Source organism: Actinoplanes utahensis (genome assembly GCF_016862455.1).
GTDB lineage: Bacteria > Actinomycetota > Actinomycetes > Mycobacteriales > Micromonosporaceae > Actinoplanes > Actinoplanes utahensis.
The window spans coordinates 161780-186917 of sequence record NZ_BOMZ01000015.1; the positions used below are offsets into that span (position 1 = coordinate 161780).

Here is a 25138-nt window from a genome sequence, read left to right on the forward strand (position 1 = left end):
TTCCAGGCTTCCCAAGAGGTCGGTGTTCTGGTGAAATCGCCGCCGTGCCGGAAACGGCGCGGGCCTTGCTGCGGGCGCCGGACGGGGCCGGGCCGCGGCCTTCCATGGGCCGGCTCCTGCCGTGGTGCGGAGCGGGGACGACCGCGAAGGAGAAGTCGTGAGCACGGGACCCTCGCCCCAGGCCGCGCGGCCGACGTCGGGCGGCGGTTTCCGCGGGCTGCGGAACGCGCGCCTGCGCGTCAAGATCGCCGGTCTGCTGCTCGTGCCGCTGACCGCGGTGGTCGGTATGGCGTTCATGCGGTCGCTGGAGATCCGGCAGCAGTCCGAGGATTCCACCCGGGTGGTCCGGCTCGCCGTCCTCGGTTCCGAGCTCTCCGGGCTGGGCCGGCTCGTGCACGACGAGCGGATGGCCGCTCTCGAATACCTCGCCGACGCGAACGCGCCGGAGACCGCGTACCGGGAGACGGGCAAGGCGGTGGACTCCCGGGTACGGGCGTTCCGCACCGCCCGCACCGAGATCACCGAGGTGCCGGCCCGGGTCCGGGACCGGCTGGACCTGATCGACAAACAGCTCACCGGCCTGGCCCAGGCCCGGGTCGAGGTCAGCAGCCGGGCCGGTTCCGGTCTGGCCGCCACCTCGGAGCGGTACGGCGAGATCCTCGACGGCATCACCGGGTACGAGACGCTGCTGAGCCTGGAGGCCGGGCGCGGCCCGGTGGCCGACGGCCTCCGCGCGCTCGCCGACTTCTCCCGGGTCGAGTCGGCGGTCGCCGATCAAGCCGCGGTGGCGTTCGTGACCCGGGCCACGAACGACCGGGGCGCCGACCGCCAGCGGCAGTTGATCGCCGCGCAGGAGGCCCGCGCGAGCGCGTTGGCCGAGTTCCGTGCGATCGCCGGTGCCGGCCAGGTCGCGTCCGCTGACGCGGTGCTCGCCGACGAGGCGGTGGCCCGGGCCGACCGGTTGTCCGCCGGGCTGGCCGGTGCCCAGCCGGCCGGCCCGGCCGAGCTGACCGACGCGTTCGGCGACGTGCTGGTGCTGGTCCGCGGTGCCGAAGTGGAGATCGAGAAGCAGGTCGGCGCGCTCGCCGAGGACGAGCGCTCGAAGACCGACCGGCTGGCCGCCGTCGAGTTCGTCAGCGTGCTGCTGGTCGTGTTCGCGGCGGTGGCGATCGGGGTGCTGCTGGGCCGGGCGCTGCTGCTGGCGGTGCGCCGCCTGCGGGACGGCGCCCTCGCCGTCGCCCACCGGGACCTGCCGGCCGCGGTGGACCTGCTGCACGACGTCGGGAGCCTGGGCGAGGGTGGCGTGGAACGGGTCGTCGCGCAGACCCGCGATCCGATCCCGGTCACCGACCGGGACGAGTTCGGCCAGGTCGCCGAGGCGTTCAACATGGTCCATCGGGAGGCCGTCCGGATGGCCGCCGAGCAGGCGGCCCTGCGGACCAGCCTCTCCACCATGTTCCTCAGTCTGGCCCGGCGCAGTCAGTCGCTGGTCGACAAGATGATCGGCGAGCTCGACCAGATCGAGCGGATCGAGGAGGACCCGAAGCGGCTGGCCCGGCTCTTCGAGCTGGACCACCTCGCCACCCGGATGCGCCGCAACGACGAGAACCTGCTGGTCCTGGCCGGCGCCGAGGTCGGCACCCCGCGCCGCGAGGACGCCCTGCTGGTCGACGCGCTGCGGGCCGCACAGTCCGAGGTGGAGCTGTACCACCGGATCGAGTTCGGCACGGTCGACACCGACGTGCTGATCAGCGCGGCAGCGGTCAACGACGTGGTCCGCCTGATCGCCGAGCTGCTCGACAACGCCACCCGCTTCTCCCCTCCGGCCACCGTGGTGGTGGCGCACGGCGGTGTCGTCGGCGACCACGCCGTGGTCCGGATCGAGGACCGTGGCCTGGGCATCTCCGCCGAGCAGATGGAGTCGCTGAGCAAGCGGCTGTCGGCACCGGCCGAAGTGGACGCGGGAACCTTCCGGCTGATGGGTTTCGCGGTGATCGGGCGGCTGGCAGCCCGGCACGGCATCCGGGTCGAGCTGCGGTCCCCGAGCGAGGGCGGCACGGTCGTCGAGGTGACGCTCCCGGCCGGCATCGTGGTGCTGCCCGGCCGGGCAGCCGCCCCGCAGCCCCGAGCGGCCAGCTGGACCCGGCCCGGCCCGCCGCCGCAGGCGCCGCCGGGGGCGCCGCGCAGTCCCGAGGTGCGGCCACCGGTCCGGACCGCCCCCGCGCCGGCTCCGCCGCCGGTCCGGCCGCTCCCACCGATCGGCCCGCTGCCCGATCTGGATCTGCAGCCCACCCCGGACCGGCCGCCGCTGCCGTCACGTGTTCCCCGCGACCCCGAGCCGCCGACCCCGGACCGGCCGCCGCTCCCGACGCGGGTGCCCGGCGCGGCCGACACCTTCGCCCCGGACCCGGCGCCGCTGCTGTCACCCGTACCCCCGGCGCCGGAAGGAACCCCGGCCCCGGCGTGGGCGCAAGCCGCGGCAGCCTCCGTGACCGCGGAGGGAATCCGCTGGGAGATGCAGCACAGCTGGTTCGAGGGTGAGGCGGAGCCCGATCCGAGGCACGACATGCCGACCGCGGGGTACGCGCCACCACCGACCCCGGTGACCGTTTCGGCGCAACCCGCACCGGAGCCGCCCCGTGCCGTCCCGACGCCCCGCCCGTCCGGGGACGACCGCTGGCGCACGTCGGCCGACGACGGCTGGCAGCGGGCGATGGCGGCGGCCGACCCGCAGGACGCCGGCACCACCGGTTCCGGGCTTCCGAAACGGATCCCGCAGGCCCAGCTCGTCCCCGGCGGGGTGCAGACGGCGCCGCGGGCACAACATCGTCGTAGTCCGGATGAGGTTCGCGGGCTGCTTTCCGCGTACCACAGGGGAGTGCAACGGGGGCGGACGGACGGCGTTGCCGAAACCGCCGCCCCGGCAGGACAGGCTCCGAAGGAGAAGGATCAGTGACCAGGCCCCCCACCATGCAGGACATGGGCTGGCTGCTCAGCAACTTCGCGGACAGCGTCGCCGGTATCGCGCACGTGGTCGCGGTCTCCGCGGACGGGCTGCTGCTGGCGTCGTCCCGCGATCTGCCGCCGGATCGTGCCGACCAGCTCGCCGCGATCACCTGCGGCGTGGTCAGTCTCACCGAAGGCGCGTCCCGGATGTTCAACGCCGGTGTCGTGCAACAGACCATCATCGAAATGGACAGCGGTTATCTTTTCCTGATGTCCATCAGCGACGGTTCGTCGATGGCGGTCCTGGCGGCGCGCAGCTGCGACGTCGGTCAGGTCGGCTATGAGATGGCCCTGCTGGTGGAACGCGTCGGCGCGGCACTGTCGCCGGCGCCACGTGAGGCCGTCAGCCACTAGTCGCCGGGGTTCGCCCCGGCGGAGACGAGGTGACCGCGACATGACACAGCCGCACGATCCCCGGGGCAACCTGGTGCGGCCGTACGCGGTCACCCGCGGCCGGACCGAACCGATCCGGGACATCCCGATCGAGGCGGTTCTGCTCGCCAGCCCGGCGGCCGTGCAGGAAGCGCGATTCGCCGGGCACGACAAGTACCGCATCGCCGCGCTGTGTGAGCCGAAGGCACTATCGCTCGCCGAGATCGCGGCGTTGACCCGGCTGCCCCTCGGGGTGGCCCGGGTGCTCGTCGCCGACATGGTCGCCGACGGGTTGCTTCAGCTGCACAGTGCCGCTCCCCGGACCGGGTTCACGGAGCGGATGGACCTGCTGGGAAGGGTGTTGGGTGGACTTCGCAACCTCTGAGCGGACGCGGGCGCACCCCGCTGAGATCACCTCCGCGAAGATCGTCGTCGCGGGTGGTTTCGGCGTGGGCAAGACGACCCTCGTCGGTGCGGTCTCCGAGATCGAGCCGCTCACCACCGAGGCGGTGATGACCGTGGCCGGGGCCGGCGTCGACGACGCGTCGAAGGTGCCGGGCAAGGAGAGCACCACTGTCGCGATGGACTTCGGCCGGATCACCATGGCCGAGGATCTGATCCTCTACCTGTTCGGGACCCCGGGGCAGACCCGGTTCTGGTTCATGTGGGACGAGCTGATCCGGGGGGCGGTCGGTGCGGCGGTCCTGGTCGACACCCGGCGGCTCAGTGACGCGTTCGCGCCGCTCGACTACTTCGAGAACCGGCATCTGCCGTACCTGGTCGCGGTCAACTGCTTCGACGGCGCGCCCCGCTACGAGCCGGAGGAGGTCCGGGAGGCGCTCGCCATCCCGGCGCGGGTGCCGCTGCTGATGTGCGACGCCCGGCACCGCGATTCGGTGAAGGCCGTGCTGATCGGGGTGGTCGAGCACGCGATGGCCACCCTGGTGGCCGAGCACGAGCAGGCGGCGCCGGTCTAGACCCGGAACGGGGTGTGGATCCCGGCCGCCAGGTGCGCCCGGGACTCACCCACCCTGGACCGGGATGCGGTAACCCCGTTTCACCACGGTCTGGATGACGTTGGGGATGGCCAGGCCCGCCCGCAGGCGGGCCACCGCCATCTCCACCGCGTGCTCGTCGGCGCCGCGGGGCAGAGCCTGGAGGAGGGCGGCCCGGGAGAGGACCCGGCCGGGTGCGTTCGCCAGGGCCCGCAGCACCGCCATCGGGGCGGGCGCCAGCGGGCGCAACACCCCGTCCACCTCGGCGGCATGGCCGCGGAGGGTCAGCGAATGCCCGGCGACCTTGAGGGTCACGGCCCGCTTGGGGAGCTCTTCCACGATGGTACGGACCAGCGCGCTCAACCGGGCCCGTCCCGGCGTCACCACCGGCACCCCGTGCCCGCGCAGCGGAGCCGAGGTGACCGGCCCGACGCAGGCGGCCATGACGTCGGCCCGGAGCGCGTCCAGCAGCGCGTCGGTGCCCGTGCCGGCGGCCCGGATCAGGGCCTGGACGGCGGCGGCCGAGGTGAACGTGACGGTGTCGACGAGCCGGGCGACGACCAGGTCGACCAGCCGGTGCAGCGGCGCCGGGTCGGTGGGCGGCGCCCAGCGGTAGACCGGCAGCTCGATGACCCGGGCGCCGGCCGACTCCAGCGCCTCGGTGTACTCCGGCTGGCTCTCCCCGTGCAGCTGCATCGCGACGGTCCGGCCGGTCAGGCCACGGGTGAGGAGGTGCTCCATCACCTCCTCGAAACCCTCGCCCTCCGGGGACCACTGGTCGGACAGGCCGGCGGCGTGGACGGCGGCGCGCGCCTTCGGGCCGCGGGCCACCAGATGGCTGCGGGACAGGACCGCGCGCAGCGGCTCGGCCAGGCCCCAGCCCTCCGCCGCCTCCAGCCAGCCGCGCATGCCGATGCCGGTGTTGACGAGCACGATGTCGGGGGGAGTGTCGAGGCAGGCCCGGGTCGCGGCGCGCAACTCGGCGTCGTCGGAGATGGGGACGATGCGCAGGGCGGGGGCCAGCACCACGCGGGCGCCACGCGCCTCCAGGAGGGTGGCCAGCTCGTCGTTGCGGCGGTCGGCGGTCACCCCGACGGTGTAACCGGAGAGCGCCGCGGCCGGCGCCGCGAGGGCGGCAGGCGTCAGCAGCGCCCGGCGGGCACCCGGGGTCCGCTCGATCATCCGATCCCCGGGTCGGCGAGGAGCCCCTGGCGGAGAGATGTCCCCTGGTCCAGGGCGCTGCGGCCGAGAAGTCGCGGCGTGGCCGAACGGTCCACCGAAGGGCACGCTCGAAGCCCGCCGTCCTCAGCGTCGACCCGCTCCCATGTCACGCCTGCGGTCATCGCCGTGCCTCCGTCCGGGGCACGCCGCGACTCCTCCTCGCCGAGCCGGAACCCGGCTCGGCGAACATCGTCAGGTCCGTCCTCAACCCTGACGATGGTCTCTCCATGGTGCGCCCGCGAAGGCGGCGTCGGTCGATGCCGGGCCGCTTCGTCAGGGGAACCGCACCGTTGGCCATGCATCGAAGCGTGCCGTGGGGGAATTTCGGTGAAGCGTCCCGTTTGTTTCAAGCCTGCTAAGTCAGGCAGAGTGGGTTGTGCCACCCGCTTCGGGCGTGTCCACGTCGCGGAGTATGCTTGCCGTGCAAAGGGTTCCACCAGGGCTGAGCGTCTGCAACCAGGATGCTCGCCGGTTCCGTGGTGCCCGTAAGTACCACCTGTTTTGACCACGCGCTGCGCAGCCGGGTATTGTTGCCTGCTGTTGTGCGACTGTTGCGAGTGGTCCCTGTGCGGGGTCGCTTGACGCATCTTCCTCGATGCGACCAGTGCGCGCCCCCAGACCGACGACGAGACAAGGTAATTCTGTGCGTACGTACAGCCCGAAGCCGGGTGAGATCGAGCGTCAGTGGCACATTATCGACGCTTCTGACGTCGTTCTGGGCCGCCTGGCTACCCACACCGCGACGCTGCTGCGCGGTAAGCACAAGCCGACGTTCGCCCCGCACGTCGACTGCGGCGACTTCGTTGTGATCATCAACGCCGGCAAGGTCGCTCTGACCGGCAACAAGCGCCAGACCAAGGTCGCCTACCGCCACTCGGGCTACCCGGGTGGTCTGAAGCAGGTCGGCTACGAGGAGCTGCTCACCAAGCGGCCGGAGAAGGCGATCGAGCTCGCTGTCAAGGGCATGCTCCCGCACAACAAGCTCGCGCGGCAGATCCTCAAGAAGCTGAAGGTCTACCCGGGCGCTGAGCACCCGCACGCCGCTCAGCAGCCCCAGCCGTTCGAAATCAAGCAGATCGCGCAGTGAGCGCGGGAGAAGGCAGCAGCATGACCGACATCACCGAGCCCGAGGCCGTTGAGACCGTCGAGGCCGTTGAGACCGTCGAGACCGTCGAAGAGCCCGCCGAGACGGTGGTCGTCGTCGAGGCTGCCGCGCCGGCCCCGGTGCGCGCCCTGCGTCCCGGTGACCGTCCGGTCCAGACCGTCGGCCGCCGCAAGGAGGCCATCGTCCGGGTGCGCCTCATCCCCGGCACCGGCAAGATCACCTGCAACGGCCGTGACCTGGAGAACTACTTCCCCAGCAAGGTCAACCAGCAGCTCATCCGCGAGCCGCTGGTGACCGCCGAGCGGGCCGAGCAGTTCGACGTCATCGCGAACCTGCGTGGCGGCGGCATCACCGGCCAGGCCGGCGCCCTGCGTCTCGCCATCGCGCGTGCGCTCATCGCCGTCGAGCCCGACGACCGTCCGGCCCTGAAGAAGGCCGGCTTCCTGACCCGTGACGCCCGCGTCAAGGAGAGCAAGAAGTACGGTCTCAAGAAGGCCCGTAAGGCTCCGCAGTACTCGAAGCGCTGATCCTGCGCGTCGTCTGAATCGACGGCCGAGCACATCCCCCGGCTGGGGATCTGCTCGGCCGTCGATGTTTCACCCCCACTCCCTCCCCAACTAGCCGTTCCGGTACTCCTGGACCAGCCGATCGCTGAGGCAGGCTGGAGGCCACGTATACCGGCGAAAGGAAGCCGCCATGGGGCGACTCTTCGGCACGGACGGCGTTCGCGGCCTCGCGAACGGCGATCTGCTCACCCCTGAACTGGCCCTCTCGGTCGCAGTCGCGGCCGCGCGGGTGCTCGTCGAGACCGACAGCAGCCACCCGCCGCTCGCGATCGTGGGGCGCGACCCCCGGGCCAGCGGCGAGATGCTGGAAGCGGCGGTCGTCGCGGGTCTCACCAGTGCGGGGGCCAACGTGGTACGGGTCGGTGTGCTCCCCACGCCGGCGGTCGCGTACCTCGTCGGGCAGACCCGTGCCGACCTGGGTGTGATGCTGTCGGCGTCGCACAACCCCATGCCGGACAACGGCATCAAGCTGTTCGCGGCCGGCGGCACGAAGCTTCCCGACGAGCTCGAGGAGCGCATCGAGAAGGCGGTCGAGGACGGGCACGGGCTGATCGGCCGGCCCACCGGCGCCGGGATCGGCCGGGTCAACGATCTGCTCGACGGCGCGGAGCACTACATCCAGCACCTCATCGGGTCGCTCCCGCACCGCCTCGACGGCATCAAGGTCGTGGTGGACTGCGCGAACGGGGCGGCCAGCGAGGTCGGCCCGGTGGCCTACCGGGAGGCCGGCGCCGAGGTCATCGCCATCCACGCCGACCCGGACGGCCTCAACATCAACGAAGAGTGCGGCTCCACGCACCTCGACAAGGTCATCGAGGCCGTGCTGCGCGAGGGCGCCGACCTGGGCCTGGCCCACGACGGCGACGCCGACCGCTGCCTGGCCGTCACCGCCTCCGGCGAGGTCGTCGACGGTGACCAGATCATGGCGATCCTGGCGCTGGCCATGCGCGACAACGGCACCCTCACCGACGACACCCTGGTCGCCACCGTGATGAGCAACCTGGGCCTGCGGATCGCGATGAAGCAGTCCGGCATCACGCTGCTGGAGACCAAGGTCGGCGACCGGTACGTGCTGGAGGAACTGTCCAGCGGCGGCCTCGCCCTCGGTGGCGAGCAGAGCGGCCACATCGTGATGCCGGCCTTCGCCACCACCGGCGACGGTGTGCTGACCGGCCTGCACCTGATGGCGCAGATCGCGGCGAGCGGCAAGTCGCTCGCCGATCTCGCCGCCGTCGTGCACAAGCTGCCGCAGGTGCTGATCAACGTGAAGGTGGGCGACCGCGACGCGGGCGCGGCCGCGCCGACCGTGCAGGCCGCCGTCGCGCTGGCCGAGAACGAGTTGGGCGAGACCGGCCGGGTGCTGCTGCGCCCGTCCGGCACCGAGCTGCTGGTCCGGGTGATGGTCGAGGCCGCCACCGAGGAGCAGGCGCGTGCCGTCGCCGAGCGGATCGCCGACGAGGTCCGGTCGGCCAGCCCGGCCTGATGTTCCGCTGACGGAGGGGCCGGTCCTGGTGGACCGGCCCCTCCGTCATGGGAGGAAGACGTTGTAGCAGTTGGCGGTGGCGATCTCGCCCTCGGCGGTCTGCTCGGCGACCTCCTTGCCGTTGACCGAGGCGCGGCAGGTGACGCTGCCGGATGTGAAGCCGGTGCGCAGGGCGACCACCGAGACCAAGGTCGGGCTCTTCATCTTCGTGGTGATCCTCCACGGCAGGTCGGCGTTGCCGACCCGTTTCGGGGTGCCGTTGAGCTTGTCGAGGTAGAGGATCTCGACCCGGCCGGTCCCGCTCACCTCGTAGGTCACCGTGATCTCCGGGCCCTCACCCAGGCCCGGGATGTTCGTGGGCAGGTCGGTGGGGAGGCCGGGCAGGTCCGGCCAGTCCGGGGCGGCGTCCGTGGGCAGGGCCGGCGTGACCGGGTTGACCAGCGGCTCGGTGAGATCCTGCGCCGCCTCGGTGGTGCGGTCCACCAAGATCTTCCCGACCACCACCACACCGCCGCAGAGCAGCAGTGAGATGGCGAGGACCAGGGCGACCAGGGGAGTGGCGCTCTTGCGCGGCAGGCGGGGCGGCGGAGGGTATCCCGGCGGCCCCGGCTGCGGATTGCCCGGCGGAGCGCTCACGGGCGGGAACTCCGAGGTCGGCGGGTATGCCGAGGACGAATCGGGCGGCGTGTATCTCGGTGGTTGCGGCTGCCCGCTCGGATCGCTCATCTCTTCCTCCCGGTGGAGCGCCCGTGAGGGCTCCGCAACCGACGGTACGCCCGCGTCGCACCCCCGGATCACTCACCCGTACGGATGACCACCGCTGGGCGGAGTGTTCATGAACCGCTGGATGTTACGAGCGTGTGGCCTGCCGAGGCGGTCGGAGTAGCGTTCCAATCACTTTGGATGCTCATAAGGCCGCTTCTCGAGCATGACGGATGAGCGAATCTCGGTTAGGCTGCCCCGCATGTGTGGGATCGTGGGTTATGTAGGAAGTCGCCCGGCGCTGAGCATCGTCATCGACGGGCTCCGCCGCCTCGAGTACCGCGGATACGACTCCGCGGGCGTCGCCATCATCGACAACGCGCTCGTCCAGACCGAGAAGAAGGCGGGCAAGCTCGCCAACCTGGAGAAGGCGCTCGCCGAGCGGACCGGCGACGGCATCGAGACCGGGACCACCGGCATCGGGCACACCCGCTGGGCCACCCACGGCGGCCCGACCGACCGCAACGCCCACCCGCACCTGTCGGCCGACGGCCGGGTCGCCGTCATCCACAACGGCATCATCGAGAACTTCGCGAAGCTCCGCGCCGAGATCGAGGCGACCGGCGTCGAGTTCCGCAGCGACACCGACACCGAATGCGCGGCCCACCTGCTCGCCGCCGAGATGCGCGCGCTGCGCGAGTCCGGTGCCGAGGACGGCCCGGCCCTGCTCGCCGAGGGCATGCGCCGGGTGGCCAACCGCCTGGAGGGCGCCTTCACCCTGCTCGCCGTCGACGTCCAGGTGCCGAACGCGGTCGCCGCCGCCCGCCGCAACTCCCCGCTCGTGGTCGGCCGCGGCAACGGGGAGAACTTCCTCGCCAGCGACGTCTCCGCGTTCATCGAGCACACCCGGGAGGCGATCGAGCTCGGCCAGGACCAGATCGTCCTGATCACCCCGGACGCCATCGAGATCACCGGGTTCGACGGCACCCCCGCCGCCGGCAACGAGTACCACGTCGACTGGGACCTGTCCGCCGCCGAGAAGGGCGGCTACGAGTACTTCATGCTCAAGGAGATCGCCGAGCAGCCGCAGGCCATCGCGGACACCCTGCTCGGCCGGCTCAGCGAGCGCGGCGAGATCATCCTGGACGAGGTCCGGCTCACCGACCAGGACCTGCGGGACGTCGACAAGGTGTTCATCGTGGCGTGCGGCACGTCGTACCACGCCGGCATGGTCGCCAAGTACGCCATCGAGCACTGGGTGCGGATCCCCTGCGAGGTCGAGCTGGCCAGCGAGTTCCGCTATCGGGACCCGATCCTGGACCGCTCCACGCTGGTGATCGTGATCAGCCAGTCCGGCGAGACCATGGACACCCTGATGGCGCTGCGGCACGCCAAGGAGCAGAAGGCCCGGGTGCTGGCCATCTGCAACTCCAACGGTTCCACCATCCCGCGCGAGTCGGACGCCGTGCTCTACACCCACGGCGGGCCGGAGATCGCGGTCGCCTCCACCAAGGCGTTCCTCACCCAGCTGGTCGCCTGCTACCTGATCGGCCTGCACCTGGCCCAGATCCGCGGCGTGATGTACGCCGACGAGGTCGCCGCCGTGGTCGAGAAGCTCCGGGCCACCCCGGACAGCCTGCGCACCCTGCTCGGCCGGATGGAGGAGGTCCGGGAACTCGGCCGCGATCTCAAGACCGCGTCGACGGTGCTGTTCATCGGCCGGCACGTCGGGTTCCCGGTGGCCCTCGAAGGCGCGCTCAAGCTCAAGGAGCTCGCCTACATGCACGCCGAGGGCTTCGCCGCCGGCGAGCTCAAGCACGGCCCGATCTCGCTGATCGAGGACGGCACCGCGGTGGTCTGCGTGGTCCCGTCGCCGGCCGGTCGCGGCGTCATGCGCGACAAGGTGGTCTCCAACATCCAGGAGGTACGGGCCCGCGGCGCCCGCACCATCGTGATCGCCGAAGAGGGCGACGAGGACGTCCGGCAGTTCGCCGACCACCTGATCCCGGTGCCGCACACGCCCACGCTGCTCGCCCCGCTGATGACCACGGTCCCGCTGCAGATCCTCGCCTGCGAGATCGCCGCGGCCCGTGGGTACGACGTGGACCAGCCCCGCAACCTGGCCAAGTCGGTCACCGTCGAATGATCGAAGACGTGAGCCGCCGGACGTCCGTTCCGGCGGCTCACGCCGTTCTCAGGGCTGCTCGCCCAGGGTGATCCGGGCCAGCGAGTCCAGCGCGGGCCGGTCCCGGTCCCAGTAACCGAGGTGCCCCGCGCCGATCTGGCTGGCGAAGATCCGGGCGCCGAACCCGGGATGACTCGGGTTGGCGCCGAACCACAGCTCGTCGCGGCCCGCCCAGACCGCCAACGGGCCGCCCACCAGGTTCTTCGGGGCGGTGGCCGCGTACTGGATCGGATCGGTCGCCGACGTCGTCGAGAAGACCCGGTCGGCGGGCACACTCAACCGGGACACCGCGTCGACGCCGACACCCGGCGAACCCACGAAGACCAGGCTGTCCGCCTCCACCGGGCCGGTCGCCGCGGTCCGCCCGGCCACCAGCGAGCCGTAACTGTGCCCGAGCAGCGTCTGCCGGGCCGGCTCGCCGTCGTGACCGGCCCGCAGCCCCTCCTGGAACCGGCGCAGCCCGGCGGCGGCGTCCTCGGCCTGCCGCGCCGACGACGCCTCCGGCACGAAGTCCGGCGCGTCGTAATCCAGCCACAGCACCGCGCTCGCCGCCCGGGCCGGGTCCAGTTCACCGGCGCGAACAGCCACCCGCTCGGCCCGCTCCAACTCGCCACCCAGCGACTTGAGGTCCGAGGTCATGCCGGGGACGTGGGTGAGGACGTGACCGGCTCGGTCCGGGTCGCCGAGCGCGACCACCGCCCGGCCTTCCTGATCCAGACCGAGCTTCACCAGGTACGCCCGGGGGCCGTCGTCGCTCTCCAACCGCGCGCTCAGCCGGGCCAGCCCGGTGCGCAGATCACCGGCCCGCCCCGGATCCGCGCCGGGTGGCACCCGCTGCCCGGCGAGCAGCAGCCGGTTGGCGATGTCCCGGTCGGCGACCGGGATGCCGTCCGCGCCGGCGAACGCGGCCGGGTCCGTGGCCAGCAGCCAGGCACGCTCGGCCGGAGACCAGCGATCCCACCACTGCCGGACCTCGGCCGGAGTGGCCGTGCAGGACGGCGTCGACGTGACCGGCGGCGCCGGTGACATGTCGATGAGCGTGCCGAGCCGGGTGACCGCGGCGCTGTCGGCCTCGGCCGCCAACCCGAGCGCGGCGCTCAGATCGGCGGCGGCCGAGCGGATGCTGCCGTGCTGCTCCGGGCGGCCGCGGACCGCACCGGAATCGTCGATGACCAGGCCGGCGCGCCGAGCCGTGCCGCGGGCCCGGTCGAGCAGGGCGCGCGCCCGGACCAGCGCCGCGGCGAACTCGCACAGCGCCTGATCGGCCCGCCAGCAGAGCACCCGGAAGAAGGTCAGCCGGTGGAGCAGTCCGCCGATCCGGGCCGCGGCCGCCTCGGCGGCCGCGCCGGACCACGAGGCGCGCAGCCGGGACGGGAGCGGGTCGAACTCGGCGCACAGCGCGCCGGCCAGTGTGGCCCAGCGACGCCAGGCGAGTGCGGCGGCCTGCCATCGGGCCGGGTCGGTGGCACGGAGCCGTGCGTAGGTGACGGCGGCGCCGCTCACCGGGCCCCTCCGAGCGAGGTGCACCCGAGCCGGGCGTCTCCGAGCCGGGCGTCTCCGAGTGAGGTGCACCTGAGTCGGGCGTCTCCGAGTGAGGTGCACCTGAGTCGGGCGTCTCCGAGCGAGGTGCACCCGAGTCGGGCGTCTCCGAGCCGGGCCCACGCGAGGCGGACGTGTGTGAAGGCGGCGTTCATCGGGCCGCCCGGAGCCGGGCCGCAGCCCGGGAATCGGCCTGCTCGTAGGTGTCCGCCGCGGCTCTCAGCCGCCCGGCCGTACCGGCCAGATCGGCGCCGAGCACCGCCACCCACCGTACTGCCGAACCGGACGCCACGGTCGCGGCCCGGGTGACGGCCCAGGGCGGCGATGGATCGATCGGCGGCACGGCGGCGGCCAGGTCGCTCACCCGGGCGGCCAGGCCGGTCACGGCGGCGGCGGTGTCGCGCAGGTCCGTGGCGTCGACCTCGAAATCGGGATTCATTGACAAGACCTCCATGGGGGACGACGGATGCGCCGACGTTAGAGGGGGAAGGGCCCGGCTCCGGCGGGCCTGTGGACGGTGGTCCACAGGGGCTGGCGGGGCGGCCGGAGGCGCGGGAGGCTCGGGGACGCGGCGGTGGGCGTACCCGGGGAAGGGGTCGAGCTTGATGGGATTGACCCGGGTCGCGGTCCGGGACGGCACTAGGGTGGCCGTTGTGATCGTGTCTGTCGGCATCGACGTCGTCCTGGTGGACCGGTTCGGCCGTGCGCTGGAACGCACTCCGCTGCTTGCGGACCGGCTGTTCACCGAGGCCGAGCGGCTGACCGGTTCCGGGAACCCGCGGTCCGCCGAGTCGCTGGCCGCCCGGTTCGCGGCGAAGGAGGCGGTGGCCAAGGCGCTCGGCGTGCCGGTCGGCCTGCGCTGGCACGACTGCGAGATCGTCACGGATCCGGACGGCCGCCCCTGGTTGACCGTCTCCGGTACGGTCGCCGCCGCGGCGACCGAGCGGGGCATCGCCCGATGGCACCTGTCGCTGTCCCACGACGGCGGGATCGCGTCCGCGATGGTGGTCGCCGAGGCGGGCGGCTGACAGAAGCCGCGGCTGGCAGCGGACAGAAGCCGGGGCGGGCGGCTAGCAGAAGCCGCGGCGGGCGGCTAGCAGAAGCCGGGGCGGGCAGTGGGCGGAAGCCGGGGCGGGCGTCCCACACGACAGGAGGACTCATGCGGCGGGCGTGGCGGGTCAGCGATGTGCGGTCGGCCGAGAAGAGCGTGATGGCGGGTCTGCCCGAGGGCACCCTGATGCAACGGGCGGCAGCCGGCCTGGCCCGGCGCTGCGCGCTCCTGCTGGACGGGACCGGCGGTGTGTACGGCGCCCGGGTCCTGCTGCTGGTCGGCAGCGGTGACAACGGCGGCGACGCGCTCTACGCCGGCGCCGCGCTGGCCCGCCGTGGCGCGCAGGTCCGCGCGTTGCTGCTCACCCCGGAACGGGTGCACCTGGCCGGTCTGGCCGCGCTGCGGGCGGCCGGCGGCTTCACCACCCGCGACCTGCCGCCCCGTTCCGAGCTGGTGGTGGACGGCATCGTCGGGATCGGCGCGAGCGGCGGGCTGCGGCCGGCGGCGGCGGCGATCGTGCGGCAGGCCGGCGAGTTGCGCGGGCGCGGGGGCGCACGCGCCCTGGTGGTGGCCGTCGACGTGCCGAGCGGGGTGGCCGTGGACACCGGCGACGTGCCGGGTGAGGCGGTGACGGCCGATGTCACGGTCACGTTCGGGTGCCTCAAACCGGCCCACGTGCTCGGCCCGGCCGCGATCCGCTGCGGCGCCGTCGACCTGGTCGACATCGGCCTCGGCCCGGCGCTGGTCACCGGCCCGGCGGTCCGGGTGCCGGACGCCGCGGACATCGCGGCGTGGTGGCCCCGTCCCGGCGCGACCTCGGACAAGTACAGCCGTGGCGTGGTCGGCCTGGCCACCGGCTCGGCCGCCTACCCGGGCGCGGCGCTGCTCTCCACCTCGGGCGCGCTGGCCGGCCCCACCGGCATGGTGCGGTACGCGGGAAGCGCCCACGCCGAGGTGGTCCGTGCCCACCCGTCGGTGGTGGTCGCCGACAAGGTCGCCGACGCCGGCCGGGTGCAGGCATGGGTGTGCGGCTCCGGGCTCGGATCCGGCCCGCAGGCGCGGACCGAGCTGCGCAGTGTGCTGGCCACCTCGCTGCCGGTCCTGCTCGACGCCGACGCGATCAACCTGCTGGTCGGCGGCGAGCACGCCGAGGACCTGCGGCGGGACGCCCCGCTGGTGCTCACCCCGCACGACGGCGAGTTCACGCGGCTGGCCGGGGAGTCACCGGGCGCCGACCGGGCCGGGGCGGCCGCCCGGCTGGCCGCCTGGACCAACGCGGTGGTGCTGCTCAAGGGCGACCGGACGGTGGTGGCCACCCCGGCGGGCGAGATCTGGGCCAATCCGACGGGCAGTCCGGCGCTGGCCACGGCCGGGAGCGGGGACGTGCTGGCGGGGCTGCTCGGGTCGCTGCTGGCGGCGGGGGTGCCGCCGGTGCGGGCGGCCGTCGCCGCCGCCTATGTGCACGGACTGGCCGGCCGGTGGGCAGCGCGGCACGGGCCGGTCACCGCGCCGGACGTGGCGGCCGCTCTCCGCCCGGTTCTGGTCGATCTGCTGGGCTGACCGCCGGGAAATGTCATACGCCTCAGTAGGGTGGAGGCATGTGGCAGGCCGAAGTCCGCGTCGATCTGGACGCCATCCGGGACAACGTCGCGATGCTGCGCGCTCGCGCCTCCGCCGAGGTGCTGGTGGCGGTGAAAGCGGACGGCTACGGGCACGGCATGGTCCCGGCCGCCCGGGCCGCGCTGGCCGGGGGCGCCACCTGGCTCGGCGTCGCCACCCTCGACGAGGCGCTGTCGTTGCGCCGTTCGGGGATCGGGGCGCCGGTCCTGGCCTGGCTGCTGAGCCCCGGCCTGCCGCTGCACGAGGGCGTGGCGGCCGGGATCGATCTGAGCGCCGGCACCCCCGGGCTGATCGACGAGCTGGTCACCGCGGCCCGGCAGGCCGGCGGTCCGGCCCGGGTGCATCTCAAGCTGGACACCGGTCTGGCGCGTGGCGGCGCGCCCGCCGCCGGCTGGCCGGCCCTGTTCGAGGCGGCGGCGAAAGCGGAGGCCGGCGGCGACCTCGAGGTGGTCGGGGTGTGGAGCCATTTCGCCTGCGCCGACGAGCCGGGTCACGAGTCGGTCGACCGTCAGCTGGCCGCCTTCCAGGAGGGCCTGACCATGGCCGCGGGTCACGGCATCGTCCCGCGCCTGCGGCACATCGCCAACTCGGCCGCCCTGCTGACCCGGCCCGACGCGCATTTCGACCTGGTCCGGGCGGGCATCGCGGCGTATGGGTTGTCGCCCATCGCCGGACAGACCTATGGGCTGCGCCCGGCCATGACGGCGCGTGCCCGGGTGATGATGACGAAGCGGGTCCCGGCCGGTCAGGGCGTGTCCTACGGGCTCACCTACACCACGGCTGACGAGACGACGCTTGCCGTGGTGCCGCTGGGTTACGGCGACGGCGTGCCCCGGCACGCGTCCAGCGTCGGGCCGGTGCGGATCGGCGGGGTCACGGCCCGGATCGCCGGTCGGGTCTGCATGGATCAGGTGGTGGTCGACGTGGGGGACGAGCCGGTGGTCGCGGGCGATGTCGCGGTCCTGTTCGGGCCCGGCGACGACGGCGAGCCGACCGCCGACGCCTGGGCGGCCGCGACCGGCACGATCAACTACGAGATCGTCACGAGGTTCGGCAGCGGGCGGGTGCCCCGGCACTACGACGGGGAGGTCGCTCGATGAGGCGGCGGTCGAGGGTCGCCAAGGGCGCCGGCATATTCGGGGCCGCGGTGGGTGTCGCCGCGGCCGGTCTGGCCACCGCGTTCGCTGTGGAGCGTGCGCTGGTGCGCCGTTCGGTCAACGCGCCCGGCGACCCCTATGTCGAGGAGCCGTTCGGCGACCAGCCGTTCGACCGGGAGCTGACGGTCACCGCCGCCGACGGCACCGACCTGCATGTGGAGATCATCGAGCCGGAGAGCGCGAGCGACGATCCGACCATCGTGTTCGTCCACGGGTTCGCCCTCGACATGGGCACTTTCTATTTCCAGCGCAAGGCGCTGGCCGAGCGGGGCACGCACCGGATGGTCTTCTACGACCAGCCGGGACATGGCAAGTCCGGCAAGCTGCAATCCGGCTCCTACGATCTCGCCGCCCTCGGCCGATCGCTGGCCGCGGTGCTGGAGGAGACCACCGTGCCCGGCGAACGGATCATCCTGGTCGGCCACTCGATGGGCGGCATGACGATCATGGCGTTCGCCGAGCAGTTCCCGGCCTGGTTCGGCAACCGGGTCACCGGTGTGGTGCTGATGTCCACCTCGGCCGGCCTCTTCGACAAGGCCAAGCTCGGCCTCACCAACGTGGTGGCCCGGGCGAGCGCCCCGTTCATCCCGCTCTGGAGCAAGGCGGCCCAGCTCGGCGGCGGCACCATCGACCGGGCCCGGGTGGCCTCCTCCGACCTGGCCTGGCTGCTCACCCGGAGGTACGGGTTCGGCGAGCCCAAGCCGAGCCCGTCGCTCGTCACCTTCGTGGAGAGCATGAACTCGAAGACCTCCGCCGAGACGCTCACCAGATATCTGCAGACCCTCTACACGCACAACCGCATCCCGGCGCTGTCCGCGCTGCGTGGCGTGCCGGTGTTGGTCGTCGTCGGGGAGCGGGACTACCTGACCCCGGTCACCCACTCCGAGCAGATCATCGAGAACCTGCCCGAGGCCGAGCTGCTCAAGGTCGAGAACAGCGGCCACGTGGTGATGTTGGAGAAAGCCGACCAGGTCAACGCCGCACTGATCCCCTTCCTGGAGAAACTGACGTGAAACTGGACACCGTCGAGGAGACGCGGGCCTTCGGGCGGCGGCTGGCCGCGGTGCTGCGCGCCGGCGACCTGGTGCTGCTCACCGGGCCCCTCGGCGCCGGCAAGACCGCGCTGGTGCAGGGCATCGGCGCCGGCCTCGGCGTGCAGGGGCCGATCACCTCGCCGACGTTCGTGATCGCCCGGCTGCACCGCGGTCCGGTGCCCCTGGTGCATGCGGACGCGTACCGGCTGGGCGACCGTCCCGACCCGCGCGCCGAGATCGACGACCTGGACCTGGACGCCTCCGCCGACGACGCGGTCACCGTGATCGAGTGGGGCGCCGGGATGGTCGAGCAGTTGAACGACGAATACCTGCAGATCCGAATCGACCGGCTGGACGACGACACCCGCGTCGTCGAACTCGTCCCGCACGGCGGCGACTGGGCACACCGACTGGAGACCATGTGAATCTGACCGAGCTGCTTCCCCCCGAGTGGCGTGGCGAGCTGACCCCCTTCCTCGACGAGGCCGCCACCACCGCGCTGGGCGCCTGGGTGGCCGAGGAGTACGCGACTCAGACCATCTACCCGCCGGTCGAGGACCTGTTCGCGGCGTACCGGCTGTGCTCGCCGGCGCAGACCCGGGTGCTGCTGCTCGGCCAGGATCCGTACCACGGTCCCGGCCAGGCGCACGGGCTCAGTTTCAGCGTCCGGGACGGGGTGCGCCGCCCGCCGTCGCTGAGCAACATCTTCAAGGAGCTCAACGAGGACCTGAACGTGCCGAAACCGGCCGGCGGTGACCTCACCGGGTGGGCCAGGCAGGGTGTGCTGCTGCTCAACGCGGTGCTGACGGTGCGGGCGGGCAAGGCCGGGTCGCACGGCGGCAAGGGCTGGGAGGCGTTCACCGACGCCACCATCAAGGCGCTCAACGAGCGGGACGAGCGCATCGTCTTCATGCTCTGGGGCAGCTATGCGAAGAAGAAGGCGGCGCTGGTCACCAATCCGGTCCACGCGGTGCTGGAGGCCGGTCACCCGAGCCCGCTGAACCGGGTCGGGTTCCTCGGCAGCCGCCCGTTCAGCGCCGCCAACAAGGCCCTCGCGGACGGTGGCCGTCAGGTCATCGACTGGGACCCCCGGGCCACCGTCTAGGGTTTTCCCTTGTGCTGGTACTAGCTCTGGACACCGCAACCCCCGCGTCGACGGCGGCGCTCGTCGAGGTGACGGCGGACGGCCTGGCCGGCGTGGTGGAGCGGCGGACCGTCGACCCCCGCGCCCACGGGGAGAAACTCGCCCCGGAGATCGCCGCGGCCCTGGCCGAGGCCGGGTTCCGCCCGCGGGATCTCGCCGCGATCGTGGCCGGGGTGGGCCCGGGGCCGTTCACCGGCCTGCGGGTCGGCCTCGCCACGGCGGCGAGCATGGGGCAGGCGCTCGGCATCCCGACGTACGGGGTGTGTTCGCTGGACGCTCTGGGGCGGGCCGCGGGTCCGGGGCGGGTGCTGATCGCGACCGACGCGCGCCGTCGTGAGGTGTACTTCGCGACCTACGCCGACGGGGAGCGGCTCACCGGGCCGGAGGTGGCCAAGCCGGCCGATGTGGCAGGCCTGCTGCAGGGTGCGGTCGGCGCGTCGCTTCCGGCGGGTGTCCTCGTTCCCGGCGGCGCCTCCGTGGCCGGTCTCGTGGACCGCGCGGCGGGTGAGGGCGCCTTGAAGTACGGGGACGTGTTCGGCGTGCCGGTGGAGGAGCATCTGCTGCACCCGCCGGGTGCGGCGCTCGTCGCGATCGCGGCCGACCGGGTGCGCGAGGGCGTGCCGAGCGAGGTGCTGACCCCCCTCTACCTGCGGCGGCCGGACGCGGTCGAGCCGGCCGCCCGCAAACCGGTGCTGACATGACGACGATCGAGCGGTTCCGGTGGTGGCACATCGACGAGGTGCTGCCGATCGAGGAGGACCTCTTCGGCCCGGAGAAATGGTCCGCCGCGATGTTCTGGAACGAGCTCGCCTCCCGCCAGTTCTACCTGGTGGCGCTGGACGGCGACGCCGTTGTGGGGTACGCGGGCCTGTCCGTTGTGGACGAGTACGAGTCCTGGGTGCAGAACATCGCGGTCCGGCGGGACGCCCAACGCCGCGGTCTGGGCCGGGAGTTGCTGGAGGCGCTGCTGGCCGAGGCGGCCCGGCGCGGTTCCCGCAAGACGCTGCTCGAGGTGGCCGTCGACAACGCCCCCGCGCAGAAGCTGTACGCGACCTACGGTTTCGAGCCGGTCGGGATCCGGCGCGGCTACTACCAACCCAGCAACACGGACGCCCTGGTGATGATGCGAGATGCGTGACGAGCCCCTGGTCCTCGGGATCGAGACCTCCTGCGACGAGACCGGTGTCGGCATCGTCCGCGGGCACACCCTGCTCGCCGACGCGCTGGCGTCGAGTGTGGACCAGCACGCCCGCTTCGGTGGGGTGGTGCCCGAGGTGGCCAGCCGCGCCCACCTGGAGGCGCTGGTCCCGACCATGCAGCGGGCCCTGGACGAGGCGGGTGTGACCCTCGCCGACGTCGACGCGATCGCCGTCACCAGCGGTCCCGGCCTGGCGGGCGCGCTGCTGGTCGGCGTCGCCGCCGCGAAGGGGTACGCGCTCGCCGCCGAGAAACCGATCTACGGCGTCAACCACCTGGCCGCGCACGTGGCGGTGGACACCCTGGAGCACGGCCCGCTGCCCGAACCGGCGGTGGCGATGCTGGTCTCCGGCGGCCACTCGTCGTTGCTGCTGGTCGACGACCTGACGGCGGGGGCGACCCCGCTCGGCGCGACCATCGACGACGCGGCCGGTGAGGCGTTCGACAAGGTGGCCCGGCTGCTCGGCCTGGGTTTCCCGGGCGGGCCGATCATCGACCGTTCGGCCCGGGACGGCGATCCGGCGTCGATCGCGTTCCCGCGGGGCCTGACCGCGCCGAAGGATCTGGCGGCGCACCGGTTCGACTTCTCCTTCTCCGGGTTGAAGACGGCGGTGGCCCGCTGGGTGGAGAGCCGGGAGCGGGCCGGTGAGCCGGTTCCGGTGGCCGACGTGTCGGCGAGCTTCCAGGAGGCGGTGTGTGACGTGCTCACCGCGAAGGCGATCGACGCGTGCCGGTCCCACGGGGTGGACACGCTCGTCATCGGCGGTGGGGTGGCGGCGAATTCGCGGTTGCGGGTGCTGGCCGAGGAGCGTGCGGCGAGACACGGGATCGCGGTACGCGTACCCCGCCCGCAGTTGTGCACCGACAACGGCGCGATGGTCGCCGCTCTCGGCGCGCATCTGGTCGCCGCCGGGGTCGCCCCGAGCCGTCTGGATCTGCCGGCGGATTCCGCCATGGGTTTGACCGCGGTGAGTGTGCCGGGGTAGGAAGCGTTCATGATCGCGCGGATGTGGGAGGTGCGGGCCTCGCGCAGTGGCTTCGACGAGCTGCTGGCCTGGGTCTGTGACACGGCGGTGCCTGCCTTGGAGGTACTGCCACAACATGTGTCGAGTGACGTCTATTCGTCCACCGATCTTCGCATCGTCGTCATCACCAAATGGCGCAACTCCCCGGAGAACCTGCGTACCCCGCCGGAGAACCTGGTGGCACGCGCTCCGCACGTCTGGGATTTCCACCCCGTGGATCGATGACCATTCGCAGTCCGCGCAGCCCGGCCTTACCGTCGGAGCCTGATGCGAAGACTGCCAGTGACCGACCCCGGCACGCCCGATTCCCGGTCCGCCACCCGATACCTGCTCTGGCTGATCCGGCGTTCCCGCCTGACGGTCGCCGCCGCGGCCCTGCTGGCGATCACCTGGATGTGGTGCCAGGCGCTGGTGCCGGCGGCGGTCGGCTGGGCCGTCGACGCCGCGGTGGCCCGCGACACCGGTGAGCTGATCGGCTGGGCGCTGTTCCTGTTCGGCCTCGGTGTGGTGCAGGCGTTCACCGGCATCCTGCGGCACCGGTTCGCGGTGACGAACTGGCTGGGCGCGGCGTTCCGGACCGTGCAGGTGATCGTCCGGCAGGCGAACCGGCTCGGGTCCACCCTGCCGCGGCGGCTGGACACCGGCGAGGTGGTGGCGATCGGCACCTCGGACATCACCCACATCGGCGGTGCGGTCGACATCACCTCGCGCGGGGTCGGTGCGCTGATCGCGGTGGTCACCGTGACGGCTCTGCTGCTGCACACCTCGATGCCGCTGGGGCTGGTGGTGCTGATCGGCGTACCACTGATGATGTTGATCGTGGGGGTCCTGATCCCGCCGCTGCACCGCAGGCAGCGGGTCTACCGCGAGTTGCAGGGCCGGCTCACCGGGCGTGCCGCGGACCTGGTCGGCGGCCTGCGGGTGCTGCGCGGGGTGGGTGGGGAGGCGACCATGTCGGCCCGCTACCGGGTCGAGTCGCGGGCGCTCGGCGCCGCGGGGGTGCGGACCGCGCGGGTGGAGTCGCTGCTGGAGGCGGCGCAGACGCTGCTGCCCGGGGTGTTCCTGGTGCTGGTGACGTGGCTGGGGGCGCGCTTCGCGGCGGACGGGCGGATCTCGGTGGGACAGCTGGTGGCGTTCTACGCGTACGCCGCCTTCCTGGTCGCGCCGTTGCGGCAGCTGACCGAGGCGATCGACAAGATGACCCGCGGCCACGTCTCGGCGCGCCGGGTGGTGGCGATGCTGCGCGAGCGCGGCGATCTTCCCGACCCACCGCAGCCGGCGCGCCTTCCGGTGGGCGAGCTGGCCGACACCGCATCGGGGGTACGGATCACGCCCGGCCTGCTCACCGCAATCGCCGCCACGGCGCCCGGCGACGCCGCCCGGATCGCGGACCGGCTGGGCCGTTACGCCGAAGGCGCCACCCTGGACGGTGTCCCGCTGTCCGCCGCCGCGCTGTCCGAGGTGCGCGCGCGGATCCTGGTCGCCGACAACGAGGCTCAGCTGTTCACCGGGCGCCTGCGGTCCGACCTGGACCCGGACGGCCGCGGCGCCCTCCCCCAGGCCCTGGCCGCCGCCTGCGCCACCGACATCGTCGCCGCCCTGCCGGACGGCGCGGAGACCGTGATGCCGGATCGCGGCCGGTCGTTCTCCGGCGGCCAGCAGCAGCGGCTGCGCCTGGCCCGGGCCCTGATCGCCGACCCGGACGTGCTGATCCTGGTCGAGCCGACGAATGCGGTGGACGCCTACACCGAGGCGCGGATCGCCGGCCGGCTGAAGGCGGCCCGGGCCGGCCGGACCACGGTGATCTGCACCTCCAGCCCGCTGCTGCTGAGCCACGCCGACCTGGTCTGTTTCGTCGAGCACGGCCGGGCCGTGGCCGTCGGCTCGCATACCGGCATGCTGCGTGACCAGCCCGGTTACGCGCGGCTGGTGCTCCGCGAGGAGAAGCCGTGACCCGTCTCGCGGTGGCCACCACCGCGCAGGCCCGCCGGTATGCCCGCGATCTGATCCGCGACTATCCGGGCATGTTCCGTGCCACGGTCGGCCTGCACGTGGCCGCTGCGGTGGCCGGGCTGGCCGGTCCGCGTCTGCTCGGTGACATGGTGCAGGGCATCCACGGCCACGTCCCGGTGCGGGAGCTGGACCATCTGGCGCTGGCCATCGCCGGTTTCGTGGTGGTGCAGGCGGTGCTGATCCGGTACGCGCACGTGGCGTCGGCCCGGCTCGGGGAGAGTGTGCTGGCCCGGCTGCGGGAGGAGTTCGTCACCCGGGTGCTGGCGCTGCCGCTGTCCACGGTGGAGTCGGCCGGGACCGGTGATCTGCTGACCCGGACCACCCGGGACGTTGACGCGCTGTCGAAATGCGTCCGGTTCGCGGTGCCGGAGACGCTGATCTCGCTGATCACCCTGTTCCTGGTGATCGGGGCGCTGCTGGTGGTCAGCCCGGTCTTCGCGGCGCCGCTGCTGATCGGGGCGCCGATCATCGCGGTCGGCACCCGGTGGTACCTGCGGCACGCCCCGGCCGGTTACCTGCGGCAGAACGCGGCGTACGCGGACGTGACCGAAGGGCTGACCGAGACCGTCGAGGGCGCCCGGACGGTGGAGGCGCTGGGGAGGCAGCGGCAGCGGGTCGCGCGTACCGACACGGACCTGCGGCGATCCTGGCGGGCCGAACGGTTCACCCTGCACCTGCGGACCGTCTGGTGGCCGCTCGTCGAGATCAGCTATGTGCTGCCGATGGTGCTCACCCTGCTCACCGGGGGCTGGCTGTACCTGCGCGGCTCGGTGTCGCTGGGCGCCCTGACCGCGGCGGTGATCTACGTCCAGCAGCTCGTCGACCCGCTGGACCGGCTGGTCGGCTGGCTCGACGAGCTGGAGGTGGGTGCGGCGGCCCTGGCCCGGCTGCTGGGCGTGGCGGCCGGTCCGCCGCCGGCCGCCACGCCGAGGCCGGAGCCGGCCGGGAACCGGATGCGGGTGTGCGGGGTGCGCTTCTCCTACGAGCCGGGCCGGGAGGTGCTGCACGGCATCGACCTGGTTCTGGAGCCGGGCGAGCGGCTGGCCGTGGTCGGCGTCTCCGGGGCCGGCAAGTCCACCCTCGGCCGCCTGCTCGCCGGGGTGCACCAGCCGACCGCGGGCAGCATCACGGTCGGTGGGGTGCCGCTGGCCGCGCTGCCACCCGAGCGGCTGCGCGCCGAGGTGGCTCTGGTCACCCAGGAACACCACGTCTTCATCGGTACGCTCCGCGACAACCTCGCCATGGTCCGGCCGGGCGCGCAGGAGGGCGAGATCCGGGCCGCGCTCACCGCCGTACAGGCCCTCACCTGGGCCGACGAGCTGCCGAACGGCCTCAGCACGGTGGTCGGAGCCGGTGGTCATCCGCTGTCCCCGGCGCAGGCGCAGCAGGTGGCGCTGGCCCGGGTGGTGATCGCCGACCCGCACACCCTGGTGCTCGACGAGGCGACCGCGATGCTGGATCCGCGGGCGGCCCGGGACCTGGAGCGATCCCTGGCGGCGGTGGTCAGCGGCCGGACGGTGGTGGCGATCGCGCACCGGCTCTTCTCGGCGCACGACGCGGACCGGGTGGCGGTGGTGGAGGCCGGCCGGATCGTCGAGCTGGGCCCGCACGACGAGCTGGTGGCGGCCGGTGGGGTGTACGCCGCCCTGTGGGACTCCTGGCAGGGCGGCGCGATGAAAAAGGCGCGCCCGGAGGGCGCGCCTTTCCCGTAGATCTACCGGGT

24 protein-coding genes are annotated in these 25138 nt (G+C 72.8%); 20 read left to right on the top strand and 4 right to left on the bottom strand.

Annotated elements, in window-relative coordinates:
- The first annotated feature begins 157 nt into the window (after window positions 1-157).
- The 4 genes from Aut01nite_RS44210 to Aut01nite_RS04430 are packed head-to-tail and all read left to right on the top strand — an operon-like array spanning window position 158 to window position 4355.
- Window positions 158-2956 carry a sensor histidine kinase gene (locus tag Aut01nite_RS44210; RefSeq protein WP_043531033.1) on the top strand — a complete coding sequence of 933 codons (2799 nt, stop codon included), beginning with the start codon at window positions 158-160 and terminating at the stop codon, window positions 2954-2956.
- On the top strand, window positions 2953-3360 hold the full coding sequence (locus Aut01nite_RS04420) for a roadblock/LC7 domain-containing protein (protein ID WP_063958855.1): 408 nt from the start codon (window positions 2953-2955) through the stop codon (window positions 3358-3360). Before Aut01nite_RS44210 ends, Aut01nite_RS04420 begins: the two co-directional genes overlap by 4 nt.
- A gap of 40 nt (window positions 3361-3400) precedes the next feature.
- Complete coding sequence (locus Aut01nite_RS04425; RefSeq protein ID WP_043531029.1) at window positions 3401-3763, top strand: DUF742 domain-containing protein; 363 nt, start codon at window positions 3401-3403, stop codon at window positions 3761-3763.
- Window positions 3744-4355 carry a GTP-binding protein gene (locus tag Aut01nite_RS04430; protein ID WP_043531027.1) on the top strand — a complete coding sequence of 204 codons (612 nt, stop codon included), beginning with the start codon at window positions 3744-3746 and terminating at the stop codon, window positions 4353-4355. Before Aut01nite_RS04425 ends, Aut01nite_RS04430 begins: the two co-directional genes overlap by 20 nt.
- Window positions 4356-4400: 45 nt before the next feature.
- On the opposite strand, the gene Aut01nite_RS04435 is transcribed toward Aut01nite_RS04430, so the two are convergent.
- Window positions 4401-5555 (bottom strand): uroporphyrinogen-III synthase, encoded by a 1155-nt coding sequence (locus Aut01nite_RS04435; RefSeq protein ID WP_083999796.1) that lies wholly within the window; start codon window positions 5553-5555, stop codon window positions 4401-4403.
- Window positions 5556-6237: 682 nt separating this feature from the next.
- On the opposite strand from Aut01nite_RS04435, the gene rplM reads away from it, so the two are divergent.
- The 3 genes from rplM (at window position 6238) to glmM (ending at window position 8748) form a co-directional block, all read left to right on the top strand.
- The gene (rplM, locus tag Aut01nite_RS04440) at window positions 6238-6681 is read left to right on the top strand and encodes a 50S ribosomal protein L13 (protein ID WP_043531025.1); all 444 of its coding nucleotides are present in this window, start codon (window positions 6238-6240) and stop codon (window positions 6679-6681) included.
- A gap of 20 nt (window positions 6682-6701) precedes the next feature.
- Complete coding sequence (rpsI, locus tag Aut01nite_RS04445) at window positions 6702-7226, top strand: 30S ribosomal protein S9 (RefSeq protein WP_152629022.1); 525 nt, start codon at window positions 6702-6704, stop codon at window positions 7224-7226.
- A 169-nt stretch (window positions 7227-7395) separates the two neighbouring features.
- Window positions 7396-8748: a phosphoglucosamine mutase gene (gene glmM, locus Aut01nite_RS04450; protein WP_043531023.1), complete on the top strand. Its 1353-nt coding sequence runs from the start codon at window positions 7396-7398 to the stop codon at window positions 8746-8748.
- A gap of 45 nt (window positions 8749-8793) precedes the next feature.
- On the opposite strand, the gene Aut01nite_RS04455 is transcribed toward glmM, so the two are convergent.
- Window positions 8794-9384 carry an MmpS family transport accessory protein gene (locus Aut01nite_RS04455; RefSeq protein ID WP_052164383.1) on the bottom strand — a complete coding sequence of 197 codons (591 nt, stop codon included), beginning with the start codon at window positions 9382-9384 and terminating at the stop codon, window positions 8794-8796.
- Window positions 9385-9712: 328 nt separating this feature from the next.
- Here Aut01nite_RS04455 and glmS point away from each other — a divergent pair, with 328 nt between their 5' ends.
- Window positions 9713-11596 carry a glutamine--fructose-6-phosphate transaminase (isomerizing) gene (gene glmS, locus Aut01nite_RS04460; protein ID WP_043531022.1) on the top strand — a complete coding sequence of 628 codons (1884 nt, stop codon included), beginning with the start codon at window positions 9713-9715 and terminating at the stop codon, window positions 11594-11596.
- Between the two features lie 48 nt (window positions 11597-11644).
- Here the strand turns inward: glmS and Aut01nite_RS04465 are convergent, their stop codons facing one another.
- A complete protein-coding gene (locus tag Aut01nite_RS04465; protein WP_043531020.1) occupies window positions 11645-13138 on the bottom strand; it encodes an alpha/beta hydrolase in 1494 nt (497 codons plus the stop codon).
- A gap of 187 nt (window positions 13139-13325) precedes the next feature.
- Window positions 13326-13613: a hypothetical protein gene (locus Aut01nite_RS04470; RefSeq protein ID WP_043531017.1), complete on the bottom strand. Its 288-nt coding sequence runs from the start codon at window positions 13611-13613 to the stop codon at window positions 13326-13328.
- A gap of 214 nt (window positions 13614-13827) precedes the next feature.
- Here Aut01nite_RS04470 and Aut01nite_RS04475 point away from each other — a divergent pair, with 214 nt between their 5' ends.
- From Aut01nite_RS04475 to Aut01nite_RS04530, 12 genes are all read left to right on the top strand, one after another.
- Window positions 13828-14202, top strand: a complete 375-nt coding sequence (locus Aut01nite_RS04475) for a holo-ACP synthase (protein WP_043531283.1) — start codon at window positions 13828-13830, stop codon at window positions 14200-14202.
- A 131-nt stretch (window positions 14203-14333) separates the two neighbouring features.
- The gene (locus tag Aut01nite_RS04480; RefSeq protein ID WP_043531015.1) at window positions 14334-15785 is read left to right on the top strand and encodes an NAD(P)H-hydrate dehydratase; all 1452 of its coding nucleotides are present in this window, start codon (window positions 14334-14336) and stop codon (window positions 15783-15785) included.
- Between the two features lie 38 nt (window positions 15786-15823).
- Window positions 15824-16945, top strand: coding sequence for an alanine racemase (gene alr / locus Aut01nite_RS04485; RefSeq protein ID WP_043531013.1), 1122 nt, complete (start codon window positions 15824-15826; stop codon window positions 16943-16945).
- On the top strand, window positions 16942-18015 hold the full coding sequence (locus Aut01nite_RS04490) for an alpha/beta fold hydrolase (protein ID WP_043531011.1): 1074 nt from the start codon (window positions 16942-16944) through the stop codon (window positions 18013-18015). The genes alr and Aut01nite_RS04490 overlap by 4 nt, the downstream gene beginning before the upstream one ends.
- Complete coding sequence (gene tsaE / locus Aut01nite_RS04495) at window positions 18012-18461, top strand: tRNA (adenosine(37)-N6)-threonylcarbamoyltransferase complex ATPase subunit type 1 TsaE (RefSeq protein ID WP_043531009.1); 450 nt, start codon at window positions 18012-18014, stop codon at window positions 18459-18461. Before Aut01nite_RS04490 ends, tsaE begins: the two co-directional genes overlap by 4 nt.
- Window positions 18458-19141: a uracil-DNA glycosylase gene (gene ung / locus Aut01nite_RS04500; protein ID WP_043531008.1), complete on the top strand. Its 684-nt coding sequence runs from the start codon at window positions 18458-18460 to the stop codon at window positions 19139-19141. The genes tsaE and ung overlap by 4 nt, the downstream gene beginning before the upstream one ends.
- An 11-nt stretch (window positions 19142-19152) precedes the next feature.
- Window positions 19153-19881 carry a tRNA (adenosine(37)-N6)-threonylcarbamoyltransferase complex dimerization subunit type 1 TsaB gene (tsaB, locus tag Aut01nite_RS04505; RefSeq protein WP_043531006.1) on the top strand — a complete coding sequence of 243 codons (729 nt, stop codon included), beginning with the start codon at window positions 19153-19155 and terminating at the stop codon, window positions 19879-19881.
- Entirely contained in the window at window positions 19878-20318 is a 441-nt protein-coding gene (rimI, locus tag Aut01nite_RS04510) for a ribosomal protein S18-alanine N-acetyltransferase (protein WP_043531004.1), read from the top strand. The genes tsaB and rimI overlap by 4 nt, the downstream gene beginning before the upstream one ends.
- Window positions 20311-21363: a tRNA (adenosine(37)-N6)-threonylcarbamoyltransferase complex transferase subunit TsaD gene (tsaD, locus tag Aut01nite_RS04515; RefSeq protein WP_043531002.1), complete on the top strand. Its 1053-nt coding sequence runs from the start codon at window positions 20311-20313 to the stop codon at window positions 21361-21363. The genes rimI and tsaD overlap by 8 nt, the downstream gene beginning before the upstream one ends.
- Before the next feature lie 9 nt (window positions 21364-21372).
- A complete protein-coding gene (locus tag Aut01nite_RS04520; RefSeq protein WP_043531000.1) occupies window positions 21373-21627 on the top strand; it encodes a hypothetical protein in 255 nt (84 codons plus the stop codon).
- 42 nt (window positions 21628-21669) lie between these two features.
- Entirely contained in the window at window positions 21670-23355 is a 1686-nt protein-coding gene (locus Aut01nite_RS04525) for an ABC transporter ATP-binding protein (protein WP_204037437.1), read from the top strand.
- A complete protein-coding gene (locus tag Aut01nite_RS04530) occupies window positions 23352-25127 on the top strand; it encodes an ABC transporter ATP-binding protein (RefSeq protein WP_043530998.1) in 1776 nt (591 codons plus the stop codon). Before Aut01nite_RS04525 ends, Aut01nite_RS04530 begins: the two co-directional genes overlap by 4 nt.
- Window positions 25128-25138: the final 11 nt, after the last annotated feature.